Here is a 16,818-nt window from a genome sequence, read left to right as displayed (position 1 = left end):
CTACCTCAGTTTCAGGGTGGCAAGGCCGACCAGTACCAGAATCACGGTGATGATCCAGAAACGGACGATCACACGCGGCTCAGGCCAGCCCTTGAGTTCAAAGTGGTGGTGGATCGGCGCCATGCGGAACACGCGGCGCCCGGTCAATTTGAAGGAAGCCACCTGGATGACCACCGACAGGGTTTCCATCACGAACACACCGCCCATGATGAACAACACGATTTCCTGGCGAACGATCACCGCGATGGTGCCCAGGGCCGCGCCCAGCGCCAGTGCGCCGACGTCACCCATGAAGACTTGCGCCGGGTAGGTGTTGAACCACAGGAAGCCCAGGCCCGCACCAATCAAAGCGCCACAGAACACGATCAGCTCACCCGCGCCCGGTACATAGGGGATCAGCAGGTATTCAGCGAATTTCACGTTACCCGACAGGTAGCAGAAGATGCCGAGCGCGCCGCCCACCATCACTGTCGGCATGATCGCCAGGCCGTCGAGGCCGTCTGTGAGGTTCACCGCGTTGCTGGAGCCGACGATCACGAAGTAGGTCAGCACCACGAAACCAACGCCCAGTGGAATGCTGGCGTCCTTGAGCATCGGGATGATCAGCGTGGTTTCCACCGCACTTGGCGCGGTCATGAACAGGAAAATCGCTGCGCCCAAACCAAACACCGACTGCCAGAAATACTTCCAGCGGCTTGGCAGCCCCTTGGAGTTTTTCTCGATCACTTTGCGGTAGTCATCGACCCAGCCGATGGCGCCGAACAACAGGGTCACCAGCAGCACGGTCCACACGTAGCGGTTGTGCAGGTCGGCCCAAAGCAAGGTGCTGATGCCGATGGACGACAGGATCAGCGCGCCGCCCATGGTCGGGGTGCCGGACTTGGACAGGTGCGACTGCGGGCCGTCGTTACGGACCGATTGACCAATTTGCAGGTTCTGCAGGGTGCGGATCATCCACGGCCCCAAAAACAGCGACAGAGACAGCGCGGTCAGCACACCCAGGATCCCGCGCAGGGTCAGGTACTGAAAGACCGCGAAGCCTTTGTGGAACTGTTGCAGATACTCAGCCAGCAGCAGCAGCATTAATGTTTCTCCGTACTTGAGCCACACAAGGCCGCGACGACGTTTTCCATCACCGCGCTGCGCGATCCCTTGATCAAAATGGTTGTGTGTTTGTCGTGTTCAGCCGCGGTCAGCGCCTGGATCAGTTCGGCCTGGGTCGCGAAGTGCTGCGCACCTGGGCCGAAAGCAGCGACGGCGTGAGCCATGTTGGTTCCAACGGCGTAAAGCGCGTCGACCTTGCCGGCTGCGTAGGCGCCGACTTCACGATGGCCTGCCTCAGCCCAGTCGCCCAACTCGCCGATATCGCCCAGCACCAGCACTGTGCGCCCGGCAAAGCCTTTGAGCAGGTCAACGGCGGCGTTGATGGAAGACGGGTTGGCGTTGTAGGTGTCGTCGATCACGCGCATGCCGTTGGTCGCCAGTTGCGCGACCGTGCGGCCCTTGACCGGCTGCACTGCGCCCAGCCCGGTCGCGATACCGAACAGCGACACGCCCAAGGCGTAAGCGGCGGCGGCGGCGGCCAAGGCGTTGGCGACGTTATGGTTGCCCAGCAGGTTCAACTGCACGTGCTCGCTGCCTTGCGGTGTATGCAAGGTAAAGGACGGGCAACCACGGGCATCCACACTGATGTCGGCGGCGTGAAAATCCGCCGCCGCATTCAGCACGGCAAACGTCAGCACCTTGCGACCGGCCGCGCGTACACGCCAGGTTTCGAAGGCTTTGTCGTCCAGGTTCAGTACCGCCGTGCCCGAGGCATCGAGGCCTTCAAGGATTTCGCCCTTGGCTTCGACGATTTTTTCCGGGCCACCGAACTCGCCGACATGGGCGGTACCGGCGTTGTTGATGATTGCTACGTGGGGCTTGGTCAGCGCCACGGTGTAGGCGATTTCGCCGATGCGCGATGCCCCCAGTTCGATCACGGCCGCCGTGTGTTCCGGGGCCAGTTCGAGCAGGGTCAGCGGAGCGCCGAAATCATTGTTCAGGTTGCCACGGGTAGCCAGCACCGGCCCGCGCGTGCGCAGGACACCGGCGAGCAGTTCCTTGACCGTGGTCTTGCCGCTGGAGCCGGTGACGGCCGCAACCGGCTTATCAAAGGCGGCACGGTTCAGCGCACCCAACTGGCCGAGGGCCAGGCGGGTATCGGCGACCAGCAGTTGCGGCAGGCTGGAGTCCGCCACTTCACGCTGCACCAAGGCACCTGCAGCACCTTTGGCGGCGACGTCATTCAGGTAGTCGTGGCCGTCGAAACGTGGCCCAGCCAACGCCACGAACAGTTGCCCCGGCTTGATGTTGCGGCTGTCGATACTGACGCCATCGAAGCTGCAATCGGCTGACAGTACACGGGCCGACAGGGCCTGGGTCAGTTGGCTGAATTTCATCGCTTTAAGCATGGGCAACCTCCCAGGCAGTCAGGGCGTGATCGGCCTCGACCAGATCGGAGAAGGCATGCCGCTCGCCATTGATTTCCTGATAGTCCTCGTGGCCTTTACCGGCCAACACCACCACGTCGTCGGCACTGGCGCTGGCGATCAGTTGGGCAATGGCCGCACCGCGACCCGCCACGAAGGTGGCCTTGGACGCGTCTTTGAAGCCTGCCCGGATGTCGTCGAAAATCTGGCTCGGGTCTTCGCTGCGTGGGTTGTCGTCGGTGACAAGCACGCCATCGGCCAGGCGCTCGACAATCTCGGCCATCAGCGGGCGCTTGCCGCGATCGCGATCACCGCCACAGCCGAACAGGCACAGCAACTTGCCCTTGGCGTGAGGGCGCAAGGCTTCGAGGACTTTTTCCAAGGCATCCGGCGTGTGGGCATAGTCGACCACCACCAGCGGCTGAGTGCCGCCACCCAGGCGCTGCATGCGCCCGGCCGGGCCTTCGAGCTTGGGCAGCACACGCAGGATTTCATCAAGGGCGTAATCCAGGCCGAGCAAGGCGCCGATGGCAGCCAGCACGTTGCTCAGGTTGAAACGACCGAGCAAGGTGCTGCGCAAATGGTGTTCGCCCTGAGGCGTGACCAGCGTGGCGCGCACGCCTTCGTCATTGAACCGGGCTTCGCGGCAATACAGGTACGCGCTGGCATCTTTAAGGCTGTAGCTGATCAGGCGCGCTTCGCTGTCCTCGGCAGCCAACTGGCGGCCGAACTCATCGTCCAGGTTAACCACCCGGCACTTCAGGTCATTCCAGGCAAACAGCTTGGCCTTGGCGGCGGCGTACGCCTCCATGGTGCCGTGGTAATCAAGATGATCGCGGGACAGGTTGGTCATCACCGCCACATCAAACGCCAGCGCGGTCACGCGGCCTTGGTCCAGGCCGTGGGACGACACTTCCATGGCAACCGCCTTGGCCCCGGCCTTCTTCAGGTCGGCCAGGGTCGCTTGCACGGCGATCGGGTTCGGCGTGGTGTGCAGGCCGCTTTGCAGCGCGCCGTAGAAACCGGTGCCCAGGGTGCCGACAATGCCGCAATGCTGGCCCAGCAGGTCCAGCGCTTGCGCGACAAGCTGGGTCACGCTGGTCTTGCCGTTGGTGCCGGTGACGCCCACCAGGTTGAGGTGGCGGCTCGGGTCGCCATAAAAGCGCCCGGCGATGTCCGACAGTTGCTTGGCCAGGCCCTTGACCGGAATCAACGGCACGTCAGTGATCGGCAGCACAGTGGCGCCTTCCACTTCATACGCCACGGCTGCGGCACCGCGTTGCAGGGCGTCGGCGATATGTGCACGACCGTCGTACTTGCCGCCCGGCACCGCGAGGAACAGGTCACCCGCGCGTACATTGCGGCTGTCCAGGCTCAACTCGCGAATCAGCAGATCACGGCCAGCGTGGGCAAAAATCTTGTTCAGGCTAAGAGACATCAGCCGCGCCCTCCATTGGCTTTAACAGCAGCGGCCGGTGGTCCGGCATTCGCTTGTTGGGTCGGCGGCAGGTTGTCCGGCGTGATGTTCATCAGGCGCAGGGTGCCGGACATCACTTTGCTGAACACCGGCGCCGATACCAGGCCACCGAAGTAACCGGCTTTGCTTGGCTCGTCGATCACCACGACGATGGCATAGCGTGGGTCGCTCATCGGGCCGAAGCCTGCGAACAGCGAACGGTAGGAGTTTTCGGCATAGCCCTTGGTGCCCACCGAGGTTTTACGGGCCGTACCGGATTTGCCCGCCACGTGATACGCCGGCACCTGGGCACGGAATACACCGCGCGGTGCTTCGATCACTTGTTGCAACATGCCTTGCATGGTCTTGGCGACGTTTTCCGGGATCACCTGGGTGGCTTTCGGCGCTTCGTCGACGTGGATCAGGCTGAGCGGAACCATGCGACCGTTATTGGCCAATACAGAGAAAGCGTGAGCCAGCTGGATGGCGGTCACCGACAGGCCGTAGCCGTAGGAAAGCGTGGCCGTCTCGGCTTTTTTCCAGTCGCGGTAGTTGGGCAAATTGCCCACGCGCTCGCCCGGAAAATCGAGGCCGGTGGGCTGGCCCAGGCCGATTTTTTGCGCGAGGTGGTAGATGGTTTCGCCGCCGATATCGAAGGCAACCTTACTCATGCCAACGTTACTGGAGTTGATCAGGATACCTGTCAGATCCAGCACAGGGCCTTCGGTGCGGGATACGTCACGAATGGTGTATTTGCCCAACTGCAAGGTGCCCGGGTAGACCTCGACCTTGTCGCTGGGTTTCCAGCGTCCGGTTTCCAGGGCGGCACTCATGGAGATGGCTTTCATGGTCGAACCCGGCTCGAACACGTCGATCATCGCGCGGTTGCGCATCATCGCCGGTTGCAGGTTGCGACGGTTGTTCGGGTTGTAGGTGGGCTGGTTGACCATGGCGAGGATCTCGCCGGTCTTCACGTCCATGATCACCAGGCTGCCGGCCTTGGCGCCGTTTTCGATGATCGCGTTACGCAGCTCGCGGTTGGCCAGGTATTGCAGGCGCAGGTCAATCGACAACGCCAAGGGCTTACCGGCCTTGGCGTTTTTGGTGACTTGGACATCCTTGATCAGCCTGCCGCGCCGATCCTTGATGACTTGTCGTTTGCCGGGAACCCCGGCCAGCCATTCATCGTAGGCCAGTTCCACACCTTCGCGGCCGTGATCATCGATGTCGGTAAACCCGACCATATGCGCGGTGGTTTCACCGGCCGGGTAGAAACGCCGGAATTCCTCGATGCCATAGACACCCGGGACTTTAAGGTCGAGCACCTGCTGGCCTTGCTCGGGCGTGAGGCCGCGAACCAGGTAGATGAATTCTTTATTGGCCTGGGCTTCCAGGCGTTCGGACAAGGCTTTCGGGTCCTGGCCAAGTGCAGCCGCGAGTGCCGGCCACTTGTCCTTGGCAACCTGCAGCTCCTTGGCGTTGGCCCACAGCGTCGTCACCGGGGTGCTGACGGCCAAAGGCTCGCCATTACGGTCGGTGATCAGGCCACGGTGCGCGGGAATAGGAATATGCCGCAGGCTACGGGCATTGCCTTCGCCGATCAGGAAGTCGCGGTCGACCACTTGCAGGTCGACAATCCGCCAGGCAATCGCCCCCACCATCAATGCCAGCAAGCCGAGCATCAGGCGGAAACGCCATGGATAGAGTGCGCCTTCGAGTTTCATCATGGCGCCACCATGCGAACGTCGGCCGCGCCCGGGATGTGCATTTTCAGCTGTTCGGTGGCCAGCACTTCGATGCGGCTATGCGCCGTCCAGGTGCTTTGTTCCAGGATCAGCCGGCCCCACTCCGCCTGCGCCTTGTCTCGCACGCTCAATTCCCCGTACAGGGTATTGAGCAGTTGGCGGTTGTAGTGCGCGCTGTAGGACACCGCAATCGCGGAAATCAGTACGCCCACAAACAGCAGCAACATAAAGAAGCTGCCGCCCGGGAGGGGCTTGGCGAAAAGCTTGCTCACCGCAACTTCTCCGCGACGCGCATGACGGCGCTGCGGGAGCGTGGGTTGGCCTTGAGTTCGGCTTCGGAAGCGAACTGCGCTTTGCCATGGATTTTGATTTTCGGCACAAAGGCTTCGAAACGTACCGGCAGGTTGCGCGGCAGGTTGTCGGACTCACCCTTGACCAGGCGACGCATGAACAGTTTGACGATACGGTCTTCCAGGGAGTGGAAGCTGATCACCACCAGACGACCGCCCACTTCCAGCGCCTCGAGGGCGGCCTCGAGGCCAGCCTCCAGGTCGCCCAATTCGTTGTTGACGTGAATACGCAGGCCCTGGAATGCACGGGTGGCCGGGTTCTTGCCTTTTTCCCACGCAGGGTTGGCGACCTTCAGCACTTCGGCGAGGTCGGCGGTGCGTTCGAACGGCTGGATTTCGCGACGCTCGACCACGGCACGGGCCATGCGGCCGGCGAAGCGCTCTTCGCCGTACTCTTTGAAGACACGGGCGATTTCTTCTACCGGAGCGGTGGCGATGAACTGCGCGGCACTGACCCCACGGGTCGGGTCCATGCGCATATCGAGCGGGCCGTCGTTCATGAAACTGAAGCCGCGCTCGGGGTCGTCAAGCTGCGGCGAAGACACGCCGAGGTCGAGCAAAACCCCGGCCACCTTGCCTGCCATGCCGCGTTCGGCCACTTCGGCACCCAGCTCGGCAAAGCTACGCTGCACAACGACAAAGCGGCCGTCTTCGGCCGCTAGCGCTTGCCCGGTGGCAATCGCTTGGGGGTCTTTGTCGAACCCGAGGAGCTTACCGTCGGACCCGAGCTGGCTGAGTATCAACCGGCTGTGCCCGCCCCTGCCAAAGGTGCCATCCAAATAGCAGCCATCCGCGCGTACGGCGAGAGCCTCAACGGCTTCGTCAAGCAGTACGGTGATGTGGTTAAAGCCGCTATCAATAGTCACAGGATCAAATCACGCAGTTCATCAGGCATAGCGCCCGGTTGTTGAATAGCAGCCAGGTCCGCTGCAGAAACAGCATCCCAGGCATCTTCGTCCCACAATTGGAACTTGTTCAGTTGGCCGACCAGCATTGCGCGCTTATCGAGCTTGGCGTACTCGCGCAGACGCGGGGGCACCAGGAAACGACCACTGCCATCGAGCTCGAGGTCGACGGCATTACCAATCAGCAAACGCTGGAGGCGGCGGTTCTCTTCACGCAATGAAGGCAGCGCGCGCAACTTGGTTTCAATCAACTCCCACTCATCGAGGGGGTAAACACACAAACAAGGATCAACGGCATCAATGGTGATGATTAACTGTCCGGAACTTCGCGAAATCAGCTCGTCACGATACCGGCTCGGCATGGCGAGACGGCCTTTTGCATCGAGACTGATAGCGTTAGCTCCGCGAAACACAGATGCGTTTCTCCAAATTTTAGCGTTTTACGTTCAAAAAACCCACTTTGTGCCACTTTCCGCCACTTGCGCACACTATAGGAATGCGCCCACCACACCGTCAAGGCGCGGATTCAAGGAAAAGCCTTACAGAACGGAGATTTAGGAGCGTAAACGGAGGAGAAACCAGAGTTCGGCGATGTTTTTGGCCCGGCAAGCGCAAATAGCTCAAAGAGCTACGGCTTAAAGTTAAAGTAATTTATTAAGAGTAAGATTTTTTTGGTATTACGAAGATGCATCTGCCAATGATTCGGCAGGGAGGGATTCTTGCGTTACTACCGGGTTTTTGCCCGAGATTCGGACAAAAGGAAAAAGGTGGAGAGTCGATCTGTAAGCCGGGTTCTGTCTTGAACAGTCATTCGTCTACGATGGCCATCACTGGACATCTTTAGCAACCTACCCGGTCCCAGCGCGGGCCACGCCTTGGGACCCTATTTGGTCTTGCTCCAAGTGGGGTTTACCTAGCCACGAACTGTTGCCAGTCGTGCGGTGCGCTCTTACCGCACCTTTTCACCCTTACCGGCACCGAAGTGCTTAGGCGGTTATTTTCTGTGGCACTTTCCGTAGGCTCACGCCTCCCAGGCATTACCTGGCACTTCGCCCTATGGAGCCCGGACTTTCCTCCCCCCCCTAATTTTCATAGAGGGCAGCGACTGTCCAATCGACTCTCCGCCGCGCAGGTTAACGGCACGGCGGCCTCAGGACAAGTATTAAAAGTACAGCATTGCCATCACGTTCAGACGGAATACCGGTTTAACCCCGGAACTATTCGGCTTTCTGTTTATCCAGCGCGACTTGATACAGCACGTTCTTGCGCACCCCGGTAATTTCCGCCGCCAGAGCGGCGGCACGCTTGAGGGGCATTTCCTTGAGCAGCAGGTCGAGCACGCGCATGGCTTCGCTGCCCACCGCATCTTCACTCTCCGGCGCCGTCCAGCCCGCCACCAGCACCACACATTCGCCGCGCTGCTGGTTGCTGTCGCCTTCGACAAACGCGCGCAGCTCTTCCAGGGGCAGGCCCTTGAGGGTTTCGAAGGTTTTGGTCAGTTCACGGGCCAACAACGCCAGGCGCTCGCCGCCAAAGACCAGCTCCATGTCCTGCAGGCATTCAAGGATGCGATGCGGGGCCTCATAAAAGATCAGCGTGCGCGGCTCTTCCTTTACCGCCTGAAGACGCGCACGCCGCCCCACGGCCTTGGCCGGCAGGAAACCTTCGAAAATAAACCGGTCCGACGGCAGGCCTGCTGCCGACAACGCGGCGATCAGCGCGCACGCTCCCGGAACAGGCACTACATTGATACCAGCGGCCCGCGCCTGACGGACCAGGTGATACCCAGGATCGGAGATCAACGGCGTGCCCGCATCGGAGATCAGCGCTACGTCGTCGCCCGCCAGCAAACGCTGGATAAAACGGCTGCCTTCTTCGCGCTCGTTGTGCTCGTGGCAAGCCGCCAATGGCGTACTGATGCCAAAATGCTGCATCAACCGCTGGGAGTGCCGCGTATCTTCGGCCGCGATCAATTTAACCTCGCGCAACACTTTCAGCGCCCGGGCACTGATGTCGTCCAGGTTGCCAATGGGCGTCGCCACGACAAAAAGCGAGCCTGCAGTGGAATTCAAAGGACCTGGAGCAGTCAAAACGCACACCTCGATGATTGGCAAAGGGCACATTGTAGCGCGTAGGCGCCGTGAAAATATGCCATCACGGCCGATGCCTTTTAAGCCATTGATGGCTCACAGCAACATTTGCACGACCTAAATCGACGGTTTCACGCCAGTAACATCGCGCCTGGGCCAGTGCTTGGGTACAATTCCACGCTAATTTGATCGGTATCAGGAACACTTACATGATCGCTTGCCTGCGGCTGCTCTCCGCCCTCTGCCTCGCTGCCCTGTTGGCCGCGTGTGCCAGCTCGCCCTCGTCCAGCCTTGGCGACCTTCCACGGACCCCGGACGCCAGTATCGAGCAACTGCTCGAACAGGCCACTACCGCCAAGACGCCAGAACAGGCGGCACTGCTGCGCCTGAGCGCAGCTGACATGGCCTACAAACAGAACAACCCTGGACGCTCGGCGCAGATTCTGGCGCAAGTGCCTCTGGACGTGCTCAAACCCGCTCCGCAAGTGTTTGCCAGCACCCTGGCCGCCGAACTGGCCATGGCGCGCAACCAGCCCAAGGCCGCACTGACCGCCTTGAACCATCCAAGCCTGCAAAACCTGAAGGACCTGCCGGCTGAACAGCAGGTTCGCACCGGCAGCGTGCATGCCCGCGCGTACGAAGCCGATGGCCAGACCCTGGCCGCCGCGCGTGAACGTGTGGCCATGGCGCCGTTGCTCAGTGGCGACGCCGCCAAAAGCAACCATGAAGCCATCTGGACGCTGATTGCCGCCCTGCCGGCCGAACAGCTGCAAGCCAGCGGCAACCCGGTACTCGACGGCTGGATCAGCCTGGCCCAGGCGGTCAAGGGCGCCGGTACGCTTGAGCAACAGCAAGCGGCGATCGACACCTGGCGCGCACAGAACCCGGGCCACCCGGCGGCGGTGAACCTGCCGACGCCGCTGACCAAGCTCAAGGAACTGGCCAGCCAGCCCCTGAGCAAGATCGCCCTGCTGCTGCCGCAGGATGGCCCGTTGGCCTCCGTCGGCAAAGCGCTGCGCGAAGGCTTCATGGCTGCCCACTACCAGGCTGAACAAGCCGGGCAGAAGCCGCCGGTCATCGAGTTCTATGACAGCTCGCGCCTGACCTCCCTCGACGACTTCTACGCCAAGGCCCAGGCTGCCGGCGTGCAACTGGTCGTCGGCCCGCTGGAGAAACCGCTGGTCAAACAGCTCAGCGCGCGCCCTCAGTTGCCGATCACCACCCTGGCCCTGAACTACAGCGAAACCGACCAGGGCCCGGCGCAACTGTTCCAGTTTGGCCTGGCGGCTGAAGATGAAGCGCGCGAAGTCTCGCGCCGCGCCCGTGCCGACGGCCTGCACCGCGCAGCCGCCATGGTGCCCCGTGGCGAATGGGGTGAGCGCGTCTACAAAGCCTTCCGCCAGGATTGGGAAGCCAACGGCGGTACTGTCGTGGGTGTCGAGTACGTCGACCAGCCCGTCGCCCTGGCCCAGCAAATTGCCGACCTGTTCCAGCTGCGTAAAAGCGAAGGGCGCGCCAAGAGCCTGCAAAGCACCGTGGGCACTGACGTAGCGGCACAACCGTCGCGTCGCCAGGACATCGAGTTCATCTTCCTGGCCGTCACCCCGCAACTGGCCCAGCAGATCAAGCCGACCCTGAACTTCCAATATGCCGGTGATGTACCGGTGTACGCCACGTCCCACGTGTTCAGCGCCAGCGGTGACAAAAACCAGTACCTGGACATGACCAACGTGATGTTCTGCGAAACCCCTTGGCTGCTGAACACCACCGACCCGCTGCGCAACCAGGTGGCCGCACAATGGCCGCAAGCCAACGGCAGCCTCGGCCGCCTGTACGCGATGGGTGTAGACGCCTACCGCCTGGCGCCGCGCCTGGGCCAGCTCAAGGCACTCCCGGATACACGGGTTGACGGCCTCTCGGGCAACCTGGGCATCAGCACCAACCAGCGGGTTGACCGCCAGATGCCATGGGCCAAGTTCGTCGGTGGCGAAGTCCAGCGCCTGCCGGACACCCCGCGCTGATGCCCGAGCGGTCCAGCGCACAAAGCGGCAAGGATGCCGAACTTCAAGCTCTGAAATACCTGCAACAACAGGGTCTGCGCCTTCTGGCGCAGAACTGGTTGTGTAAACGCGGCGAGCTTGATCTGGTCATGCTTGACGGCGATACAGTAGTATTCGTCGAAGTCCGCTACCGGAAACACGCACAATGGGGTGGCGCGCTCGCCAGTATCGACGGGCGCAAGCGTCAGAAGCTGATACTCGCCGCGCAGTTTTACCTGCAAAAAGAGCATCGCTGGGCCGACTCCCCCTGCCGTTTCGATGTGGTTGCCATAGAAAGCACACCGTCTGGCAAGGCTGATCTGAACTGGCTCAAAAGTGCCTTCGACAGCTGATTCGCCGGGCATCTTCACCACACACTTTTGCTCTTTGCTTTGCGGGCTGCACATTCCTGTGCCAAACAGCCGCGCTACTTAAGGTCACACAGATGGACATGCAATCCCGAATTCGCCAGCTTTTCCAGGCCAGCATCGACACCAAGCAACAGGCGATGGACGTACTTGCACCGCACATCGAGCAAGCCAGTCAGGTCATGGTCAACGCCTTGCTCAACGAAGGCAAAATGCTTTCGTGCGGTAATGGCGGTTCGGCCGGTGATGCCCAGCATTTCTCGTCCGAGCTGCTCAACCGCTTCGAGCGCGAGCGCCCGAGCCTGCCGGCCATCGCGCTGACCACCGATTCGTCGACGATCACCTCGATCGCCAACGACTACAGCTACAACGAAATCTTCTCCAAGCAGATCCGCGCCCTGGGCCAACCGGGCGATGTGTTGCTGGCGATTTCCACCAGCGGCAACTCGGCGAACATTATTCAGGCGATCCAGGCCGCACATGATCGCGAAATGATTGTCGTAGCATTGACCGGCCGCGACGGCGGCGGCATGGCTTCGCTGCTGCTGCCCGAGGACGTGGAGATTCGCGTCCCGGCCAATGTCACTGCACGTATTCAGGAAGTCCACCTGCTGGCGATCCACTGCCTGTGCGATCTGATCGACAGCCAACTGTTCGGGAGTGAAGAATGACCGTTAAAAGTCTCAGCCTATTGGCTATCGCGCTGTGCCTCGGCATCAGCGGTTGCAGCACGGCCATTACCGCGACACGTGACACCCCCATCCAGGACGACAAGGGTACCCGCACCTTCGGCAGCAAGATTGATGACTCGCTGATCGAAACCAAAGTAGAGGTGAACGTCGCCAAGGCCGCCACCGACCTGGGCAACGGTGCCTCGCGCATCGTCGTAACCAGCTTCAACGGCGTGGTGCTGCTCGCCGGCCAAACGCCGCGCGCCGACCTGAAAGCACAGGCTGAGCAAGCCGCCGCGGCCGTGCAGCGAGTGAAGAAAGTACACAACGAATTGCAGGTCATGGACCCGATCACCTTGCTGGCCATCAGCAACGACGCCCTGCTGACCACCAAGATCAAGGCGCAGATGCTGACCGATAACGCGATCCCAGGTTCGCGCATCAAAGTCGTCACCGACAACGGTATCGTTTACCTGATGGGCCTGCTGACCCAGGCGGAAGCGACCCGGGCAGCCAACCTGGTACAGGGTGTGTCGGGCGTGCAGAAGATTGTAAAAGTGTTTGAATACATCGACTGATGTAGCCCAGTACGAAAAAGCCCCCTGCGCCATTGGCGTCAGGGGGCTTTTTTATTGCGCGGCGGATCAGACTTCGCTCACCAGAACATCGGCAATGCGAATACTCAAGGCTGCGCCCGTCAACGTCGGGTTCACGCAGGACGACGACGGCATCACGCTGGTACCTGCGATGAACAGGTTCGCATGGTCATGGCTGCGGCAATCGCGGTCGACCACCGAGTCCTTGGGATCATCCCCCATGATGGTCGTGCCCATGATGTGCTGACGGTTCTGGAAGCCGACGTCCGTGCTGAGAATATCGGCGTTCAGCAACGTGGCGAACTGCTTGAAGTCCTCCAGGGCTTTCTCTTTACCGGCATGCCAGTAGTCAGGAACGCTGTAGTAGATCTCGGGCACCGGCAGGCCGATGGCGTCGAACTTGGTCTTGCTCGGCGTTACGCGGTTTTCCGGCAGCGGCAGGGTTTCGAAGTCCACCGCCCAGTTCAGCGAACGCGCCGACTGCAAGCGAATCTGCTCATCCAGCTTGGAACCCAGCACGCCCTTGGCAATCAGGTTGGAGGTAATCTGCGAGGTGGGAACCGTGTTGCGCACCTTGATCTTGTAGCCCGGGTAATCCTTGCGGAACGCACCGTCGCGGCTGTTCAGGTACACCAGCAACTGGGTAGGACCTTCACCCGGCCACATGTCTTCCTTGGTCATCACGTTCATGCTGATGCCGGTGTGGTCCATCAGGTTGCGACCCACCTGGTCGGACGAGTTGGCAATGCCGTTGGGGTATTTGTCAGAGGTCGACATCAGCAGCAGCTTGGGCGATTCGATGCCATAGGCAGCCAACACAAAATAGCGTGCGGTCAGCTTGTGGGTCGACTTGTCGGGGCGCATGTACCAGATGGCGGTGATTTTGCCGTCATCGCCGGCCTCGATTTTGTACACCACCGAGTTTTCCAGGACCTTGGCGCCATGGCGCTCGGCCTCGTCGATATGCATCGAGCCATCGTACTTGGCGGCAATCGGGCACACCGGGTTGCAGTTGTTATTGCCCGCACACGGCGGCCGCTTGCCATAGGGGCGAGTAGCGCGACCATTGGGCTCCAGGATCGGGTTGTAGCCGCCCTTGCCAAGCATCTCCGCGAGCCGGGTGAACATGTAGCTGGGCTTGAGCCCTTCCATCGGGTACGGAATCGAGCGCGGCGGGAACGCATCGCCGCCCTGCCCGCTTTCATCCTGGCCATCGACGCCGGACACGCCCAGCTCGGTTTCGGCACGCGCATAGAACGGCTCAAGCTCGTCGTAGCTGATCGGCCAGTCACGGCCGCGACCATACAACGACTTCAAGCGAAAATCGTTGGGCAACATACGCCACAGCGATGAACCAAAGTGCCAGGTAGTGCCGCCCACCACCCGCAAATACGAGGTGTTGTATTTGACCGGACCGACCTGCTGCAAGTAATCGCCATAGGTCGACGGCGCGTGCGGCAGGCTTGGGTACGGTGAGCCCGCGCCCTGCAATTTGGCGTTGGCCAGGGACAGCTTGACCGGGGCATTGCGGAAGGTTTCAACCACATCACGGCGATTGACCCGAGGACCGGCCTCAAGAACGATCACCGACTTGTTCGCCTTGGCCAGGCCGGTCGCAATCAACCCGCCCATGACACCGGAGCCGATGATGACTACGTCAGCGTCGAATTCAGTGTTGCTCATAGTGTGGAATCCTGTGGGGCTTTAGGTTTGGGGCCCCATGAATCCGGGCCGCCACCGTAGGTAGGGATGATGAGGGTGCCGTGGGTAGGGCGGTACATCAGCGCTTCGCTGTAGCTGATCAGCTCGGCGTCCGCCGGCTCACCGACAATACCCAGGTACCAGGCGGCAATGATGCTGGTGGCCGTCGCCTTCAACGACGGATCGGCATCGGCCAGCGCCAGGTAGTCATCGACGTGCTTGAGGCCGCGCTCGGCCACCAGTTGCTTGAGGGCGATCACGTTGGTGGCAAAGTTTGGCGCACGCTTATCCAGGGCCGCGTAATAACGCGCTGCCAGCACGGCATTCACCGGGCGACTGACCAGGAACTGCGACAGGGCCGCGAAGTCCGCGTCCGACTGGGCGCTGGCCATGGCCGATTGCCAGGGCATCACGCCGCTGATCAGCGCCGCCAACCCCAACGTGACCGAGCCGCGCAGCAGACTGCGGCGCGACAGTGCATTCAGTGATGAGTGCATGATTCAAACCTCCCGACGTCGGCGACGAACAATGACGATCACCGCCAAGGCAATCAGGCTGCAGGCCAGAATAATGGCCGGAATGCTGAACTTGGCCATCAGCGCCAACGGTGCCTGGGGGCCACCCGCACGCACCTGGGCCACATCGGCGGCGGTGACCTTCAACGCGTCATTGCCGTAGCGGGAAAGCACGTAGTTGCTCACGTCGGCAATCTGCTGATCGTTGAGGCGGTCGGTGAACAGCGCATCCGGGCCAAATGCCGGCATGTCGATAGCCACGCCGTCCACTTCGCGGTGCACGCCGTAGACAATCGCCGCGATCAGGTTGTCGCTGCGGCTGGTGGCGGTGTTGTGGAACAGCGAAGGGTATTCCCGCGTGCCCTGGCCGTTAGGCTGATGGCAATTGGCGCAGGTGCCGCTGAAGATATGCCAGCCCGGGTTGTCTTCGGGCTTGCCGCCCCGCAGGGTCAGCTCATCGCTGGAAGCCTGGCCGAACGCATGACGGGGCTTGGCCTCGCCGGTGTTGATCGGCTGGGTTTGCAGCAGGTAGGCGGCAATGGCCTTGAGGTCGACAGCGTCCAGATGTTGCAGGCTGTGTTCAACGGCTTCGGCCATCGGCCCGGCGGCTTGTGCCTTGCCCTCGACATGGCCGGTGCGCAGGTACGCCACCAATTCATCGCTGGACCAGGCGCCAATGCCACTGGTTTTGTCCGCGGTGATATTGGGCGCATACCAACTGCCCAGCGCGCCGCCGGCGAGTGGCTGGCTATTGTCAGCCGCCATCAGCACATTGCGCGGGGTGTGGCAGGTGTCGCAGTGAGCCAGGGCATTCACCAGGTAGTCACCACGGTTCACTTCGGCGGATTTGCCCGGGTCTGGCGTGAAGCGTTTCTGGCTGTGGAACAATGCGTTCCAGCCGAGCATGGATGCGCGGAGGTTGAACGGGAAGTCGAGGTCGGTCTTCGGCGTCGGCGCATCGACGGGCTGCACTTCGTGCATGAAGTACTGGTAGAGGTCCGCCACGTCGGTGTCGGTCATCTTCGCGTAGGAGGTGTACGGCATGGCCGGATAAAGGTGCGTGCCATCGGGCGTCACTCCATCCCTGACCGCACGGGCGAATTGTTCGGCGGTATAGCCACCGATACCGGCTGATTTGGACGGCGTGATGTTGGTCGAATAAATCACCCCCATCGGCGAGCTGAGCGGATAGCCGCCAGCAAAGGGCTGCCCACCGGGCGCGGTGTGGCAGGCCACACAATCCGCGGCAACCGCCAGGCGTTTGCCCGGTGATGCCGTGGCATCCAGTGCCTGGCCGTACGCACTGCCAGCCCCCCAAACCACAAGCGTCAGCACGCCTGCCAAGGCATGTTTGATGCCTTTTTCCCTAACCGTTTTACGCGGCATCTCTTTTACCCTACGAAACTGCACTCATGGCTTTCACGGATTCGTAAGCTCTATCGGCTTATCGAATAATTCATACTGTCATATGACGTCCTATGACAAGAAGGGGCGAATATTTCACGCTGGGCAATATTTGGCAACATATTAAAAGGCCATTTGCCATCTATCTATGATCTGACGTGAAGCGTCTAGATAGGGCTTTTGCGCGCGAAATGCCTAAGAACGCTGGCAACACTAATGAGTTTTTTAGAGTAAATGGGTGGATTTCTATCAATTTTCGCCATGCTTGCACGTATGTGCTGTCATCGCCGATTTTCGGCGACAATTCAAAAGCCATCGAAAACAAGATAACAAATTGATAAATAACAATTTTTATAGAATTTATCTTATGCGGGATCTCAAAGGCCTTCAGAGGATCTCAGCGGGATTCAGGTCGAAAAACACCCAAAAACCCTGTCGAAAACCGCGTTTTAGAGCGGCTTAACCCTGAGAAATATTCAGTAACCCTTCAGTCCTGGACGAAGTTGT

15 protein-coding genes and 1 other RNA gene are annotated in these 16,818 nt (G+C 60.8%); 4 read left to right on the top strand and 12 right to left on the bottom strand.

What is annotated here, in order from left to right:
• The 9 genes from mraY to rsmI all read right to left on the bottom strand — a co-directional run bounded on the left by mraY (position 1) and on the right by rsmI (position 9,050).
• A complete protein-coding gene (gene mraY, locus CXQ82_RS04910; protein WP_017738698.1) occupies positions 1 to 1,083 on the bottom strand; it encodes a phospho-N-acetylmuramoyl-pentapeptide-transferase in 1,083 nt (360 codons plus the stop codon).
• Positions 1,083 to 2,453 carry a UDP-N-acetylmuramoyl-tripeptide--D-alanyl-D-alanine ligase gene (gene murF / locus CXQ82_RS04905; RefSeq protein ID WP_101266649.1) on the bottom strand — a complete coding sequence of 457 codons (1,371 nt, stop codon included), beginning with the start codon at positions 2,451 to 2,453 and terminating at the stop codon, positions 1,083 to 1,085. Before murF ends, mraY begins: the two co-directional genes overlap by 1 nt.
• Positions 2,446 to 3,909 carry a UDP-N-acetylmuramoyl-L-alanyl-D-glutamate--2,6-diaminopimelate ligase gene (gene murE / locus CXQ82_RS04900; protein WP_101266647.1) on the bottom strand — a complete coding sequence of 488 codons (1,464 nt, stop codon included), beginning with the start codon at positions 3,907 to 3,909 and terminating at the stop codon, positions 2,446 to 2,448. The genes murF and murE overlap by 8 nt, the downstream gene beginning before the upstream one ends.
• A complete protein-coding gene (locus tag CXQ82_RS04895; RefSeq protein WP_163034644.1) occupies positions 3,909 to 5,651 on the bottom strand; it encodes a penicillin-binding protein 2 in 1,743 nt (580 codons plus the stop codon). Before CXQ82_RS04895 ends, murE begins: the two co-directional genes overlap by 1 nt.
• Positions 5,651 to 5,944 carry a cell division protein FtsL gene (gene ftsL, locus CXQ82_RS04890; protein WP_101266643.1) on the bottom strand — a complete coding sequence of 98 codons (294 nt, stop codon included), beginning with the start codon at positions 5,942 to 5,944 and terminating at the stop codon, positions 5,651 to 5,653. The genes CXQ82_RS04895 and ftsL overlap by 1 nt, the downstream gene beginning before the upstream one ends.
• The gene (gene rsmH / locus CXQ82_RS04885; RefSeq protein ID WP_012722289.1) at positions 5,941 to 6,888 is read right to left on the bottom strand and encodes a 16S rRNA (cytosine(1402)-N(4))-methyltransferase RsmH; all 948 of its coding nucleotides are present in this window, start codon (positions 6,886 to 6,888) and stop codon (positions 5,941 to 5,943) included. Before rsmH ends, ftsL begins: the two co-directional genes overlap by 4 nt.
• On the bottom strand, positions 6,885 to 7,340 hold the full coding sequence (gene mraZ, locus CXQ82_RS04880; RefSeq protein ID WP_003171868.1) for a division/cell wall cluster transcriptional repressor MraZ: 456 nt from the start codon (positions 7,338 to 7,340) through the stop codon (positions 6,885 to 6,887). Before mraZ ends, rsmH begins: the two co-directional genes overlap by 4 nt.
• A gap of 354 nt (positions 7,341 to 7,694) precedes the next feature.
• An RNA gene (gene rnpB / locus CXQ82_RS04875) (RNase P RNA component class A) lies at positions 7,695 to 8,048 on the bottom strand.
• A gap of 96 nt (positions 8,049 to 8,144) precedes the next feature.
• Entirely contained in the window at positions 8,145 to 9,050 is a 906-nt protein-coding gene (rsmI, locus tag CXQ82_RS04870; protein WP_101266641.1) for a 16S rRNA (cytidine(1402)-2'-O)-methyltransferase, read from the bottom strand.
• Between the two features lie 176 nt (positions 9,051 to 9,226).
• On the opposite strand from rsmI, the gene CXQ82_RS04865 reads away from it, so the two are divergent.
• From CXQ82_RS04865 to CXQ82_RS04850, 4 genes are all read left to right on the top strand, one after another.
• Complete coding sequence (locus CXQ82_RS04865; RefSeq protein WP_101266639.1) at positions 9,227 to 11,038, top strand: penicillin-binding protein activator; 1,812 nt, start codon at positions 9,227 to 9,229, stop codon at positions 11,036 to 11,038.
• Positions 11,038 to 11,409 carry a YraN family protein gene (locus CXQ82_RS04860; RefSeq protein WP_101266637.1) on the top strand — a complete coding sequence of 124 codons (372 nt, stop codon included), beginning with the start codon at positions 11,038 to 11,040 and terminating at the stop codon, positions 11,407 to 11,409. Before CXQ82_RS04865 ends, CXQ82_RS04860 begins: the two co-directional genes overlap by 1 nt.
• A 92-nt stretch (positions 11,410 to 11,501) precedes the next feature.
• Positions 11,502 to 12,095: a phosphoheptose isomerase gene (locus CXQ82_RS04855; protein WP_007904374.1), complete on the top strand. Its 594-nt coding sequence runs from the start codon at positions 11,502 to 11,504 to the stop codon at positions 12,093 to 12,095.
• On the top strand, positions 12,092 to 12,673 hold the full coding sequence (locus CXQ82_RS04850) for a BON domain-containing protein (RefSeq protein ID WP_101266635.1): 582 nt from the start codon (positions 12,092 to 12,094) through the stop codon (positions 12,671 to 12,673). Before CXQ82_RS04855 ends, CXQ82_RS04850 begins: the two co-directional genes overlap by 4 nt.
• 66 nt (positions 12,674 to 12,739) lie before the next feature.
• Here the strand turns inward: CXQ82_RS04850 and CXQ82_RS04845 are convergent, their stop codons facing one another.
• Genes CXQ82_RS04845 through CXQ82_RS04835 form a run of 3 tightly spaced genes read right to left on the bottom strand, consistent with a single transcriptional unit; the run spans position 12,740 to position 16,293 of the window.
• Entirely contained in the window at positions 12,740 to 14,374 is a 1,635-nt protein-coding gene (locus CXQ82_RS04845) for a GMC family oxidoreductase (RefSeq protein WP_101266633.1), read from the bottom strand.
• A complete protein-coding gene (locus tag CXQ82_RS04840) occupies positions 14,371 to 14,889 on the bottom strand; it encodes a sugar dehydrogenase complex small subunit (protein ID WP_101266631.1) in 519 nt (172 codons plus the stop codon). The genes CXQ82_RS04845 and CXQ82_RS04840 overlap by 4 nt, the downstream gene beginning before the upstream one ends.
• 3 nt (positions 14,890 to 14,892) lie before the next feature.
• On the bottom strand, positions 14,893 to 16,293 hold the full coding sequence (locus CXQ82_RS04835) for a cytochrome c (RefSeq protein ID WP_101266629.1): 1,401 nt from the start codon (positions 16,291 to 16,293) through the stop codon (positions 14,893 to 14,895).
• Between the last annotated feature and the right edge of the window lie 525 nt (positions 16,294 to 16,818).

This window comes from Pseudomonas sp. S09G 359 (genome assembly GCF_002843605.1).
Taxonomy (GTDB): Bacteria; Pseudomonadota; Gammaproteobacteria; order Pseudomonadales; family Pseudomonadaceae; genus Aquipseudomonas.
This window is presented reverse-complemented; position numbering and strand designations above follow the sequence as displayed.

Excerpts from the sequence above, each read along its gene's own strand:
- CXQ82_RS04850 (WP_101266635.1), top strand. The coding sequence starts at position 12,092 with ATGACCGTTAAAAGTCTCAGCCTATTGGCTATCGCGCTGTGCCTCGGC.
- murE (WP_101266647.1), bottom strand. The coding sequence starts at position 3,909 with ATGTCTCTTAGCCTGAACAAGATTTTTGCCCACGCTGGCCGTGATCTG.
- CXQ82_RS04895 (WP_163034644.1), bottom strand. The coding sequence starts at position 5,651 with ATGAAACTCGAAGGCGCACTCTATCCATGGCGTTTCCGCCTGATGCTC.
- CXQ82_RS04860 (WP_101266637.1), top strand. The coding sequence starts at position 11,038 with ATGCCCGAGCGGTCCAGCGCACAAAGCGGCAAGGATGCCGAACTTCAA.
- CXQ82_RS04855 (WP_007904374.1), top strand. The coding sequence starts at position 11,502 with ATGGACATGCAATCCCGAATTCGCCAGCTTTTCCAGGCCAGCATCGAC.
- rsmI (WP_101266641.1), bottom strand. The coding sequence starts at position 9,050 with ATGTGCCCTTTGCCAATCATCGAGGTGTGCGTTTTGACTGCTCCAGGT.
- murF (WP_101266649.1), bottom strand. The coding sequence starts at position 2,453 with ATGCTTAAAGCGATGAAATTCAGCCAACTGACCCAGGCCCTGTCGGCC.
- mraY (WP_017738698.1), bottom strand. The coding sequence starts at position 1,083 with ATGCTGCTGCTGCTGGCTGAGTATCTGCAACAGTTCCACAAAGGCTTC.
- CXQ82_RS04865 (WP_101266639.1), top strand. The coding sequence starts at position 9,227 with ATGATCGCTTGCCTGCGGCTGCTCTCCGCCCTCTGCCTCGCTGCCCTG.
- CXQ82_RS04835 (WP_101266629.1), bottom strand. The coding sequence starts at position 16,293 with ATGCCGCGTAAAACGGTTAGGGAAAAAGGCATCAAACATGCCTTGGCA.
- CXQ82_RS04840 (WP_101266631.1), bottom strand. The coding sequence starts at position 14,889 with ATGCACTCATCACTGAATGCACTGTCGCGCCGCAGTCTGCTGCGCGGC.
- CXQ82_RS04845 (WP_101266633.1), bottom strand. The coding sequence starts at position 14,374 with ATGAGCAACACTGAATTCGACGCTGACGTAGTCATCATCGGCTCCGGT.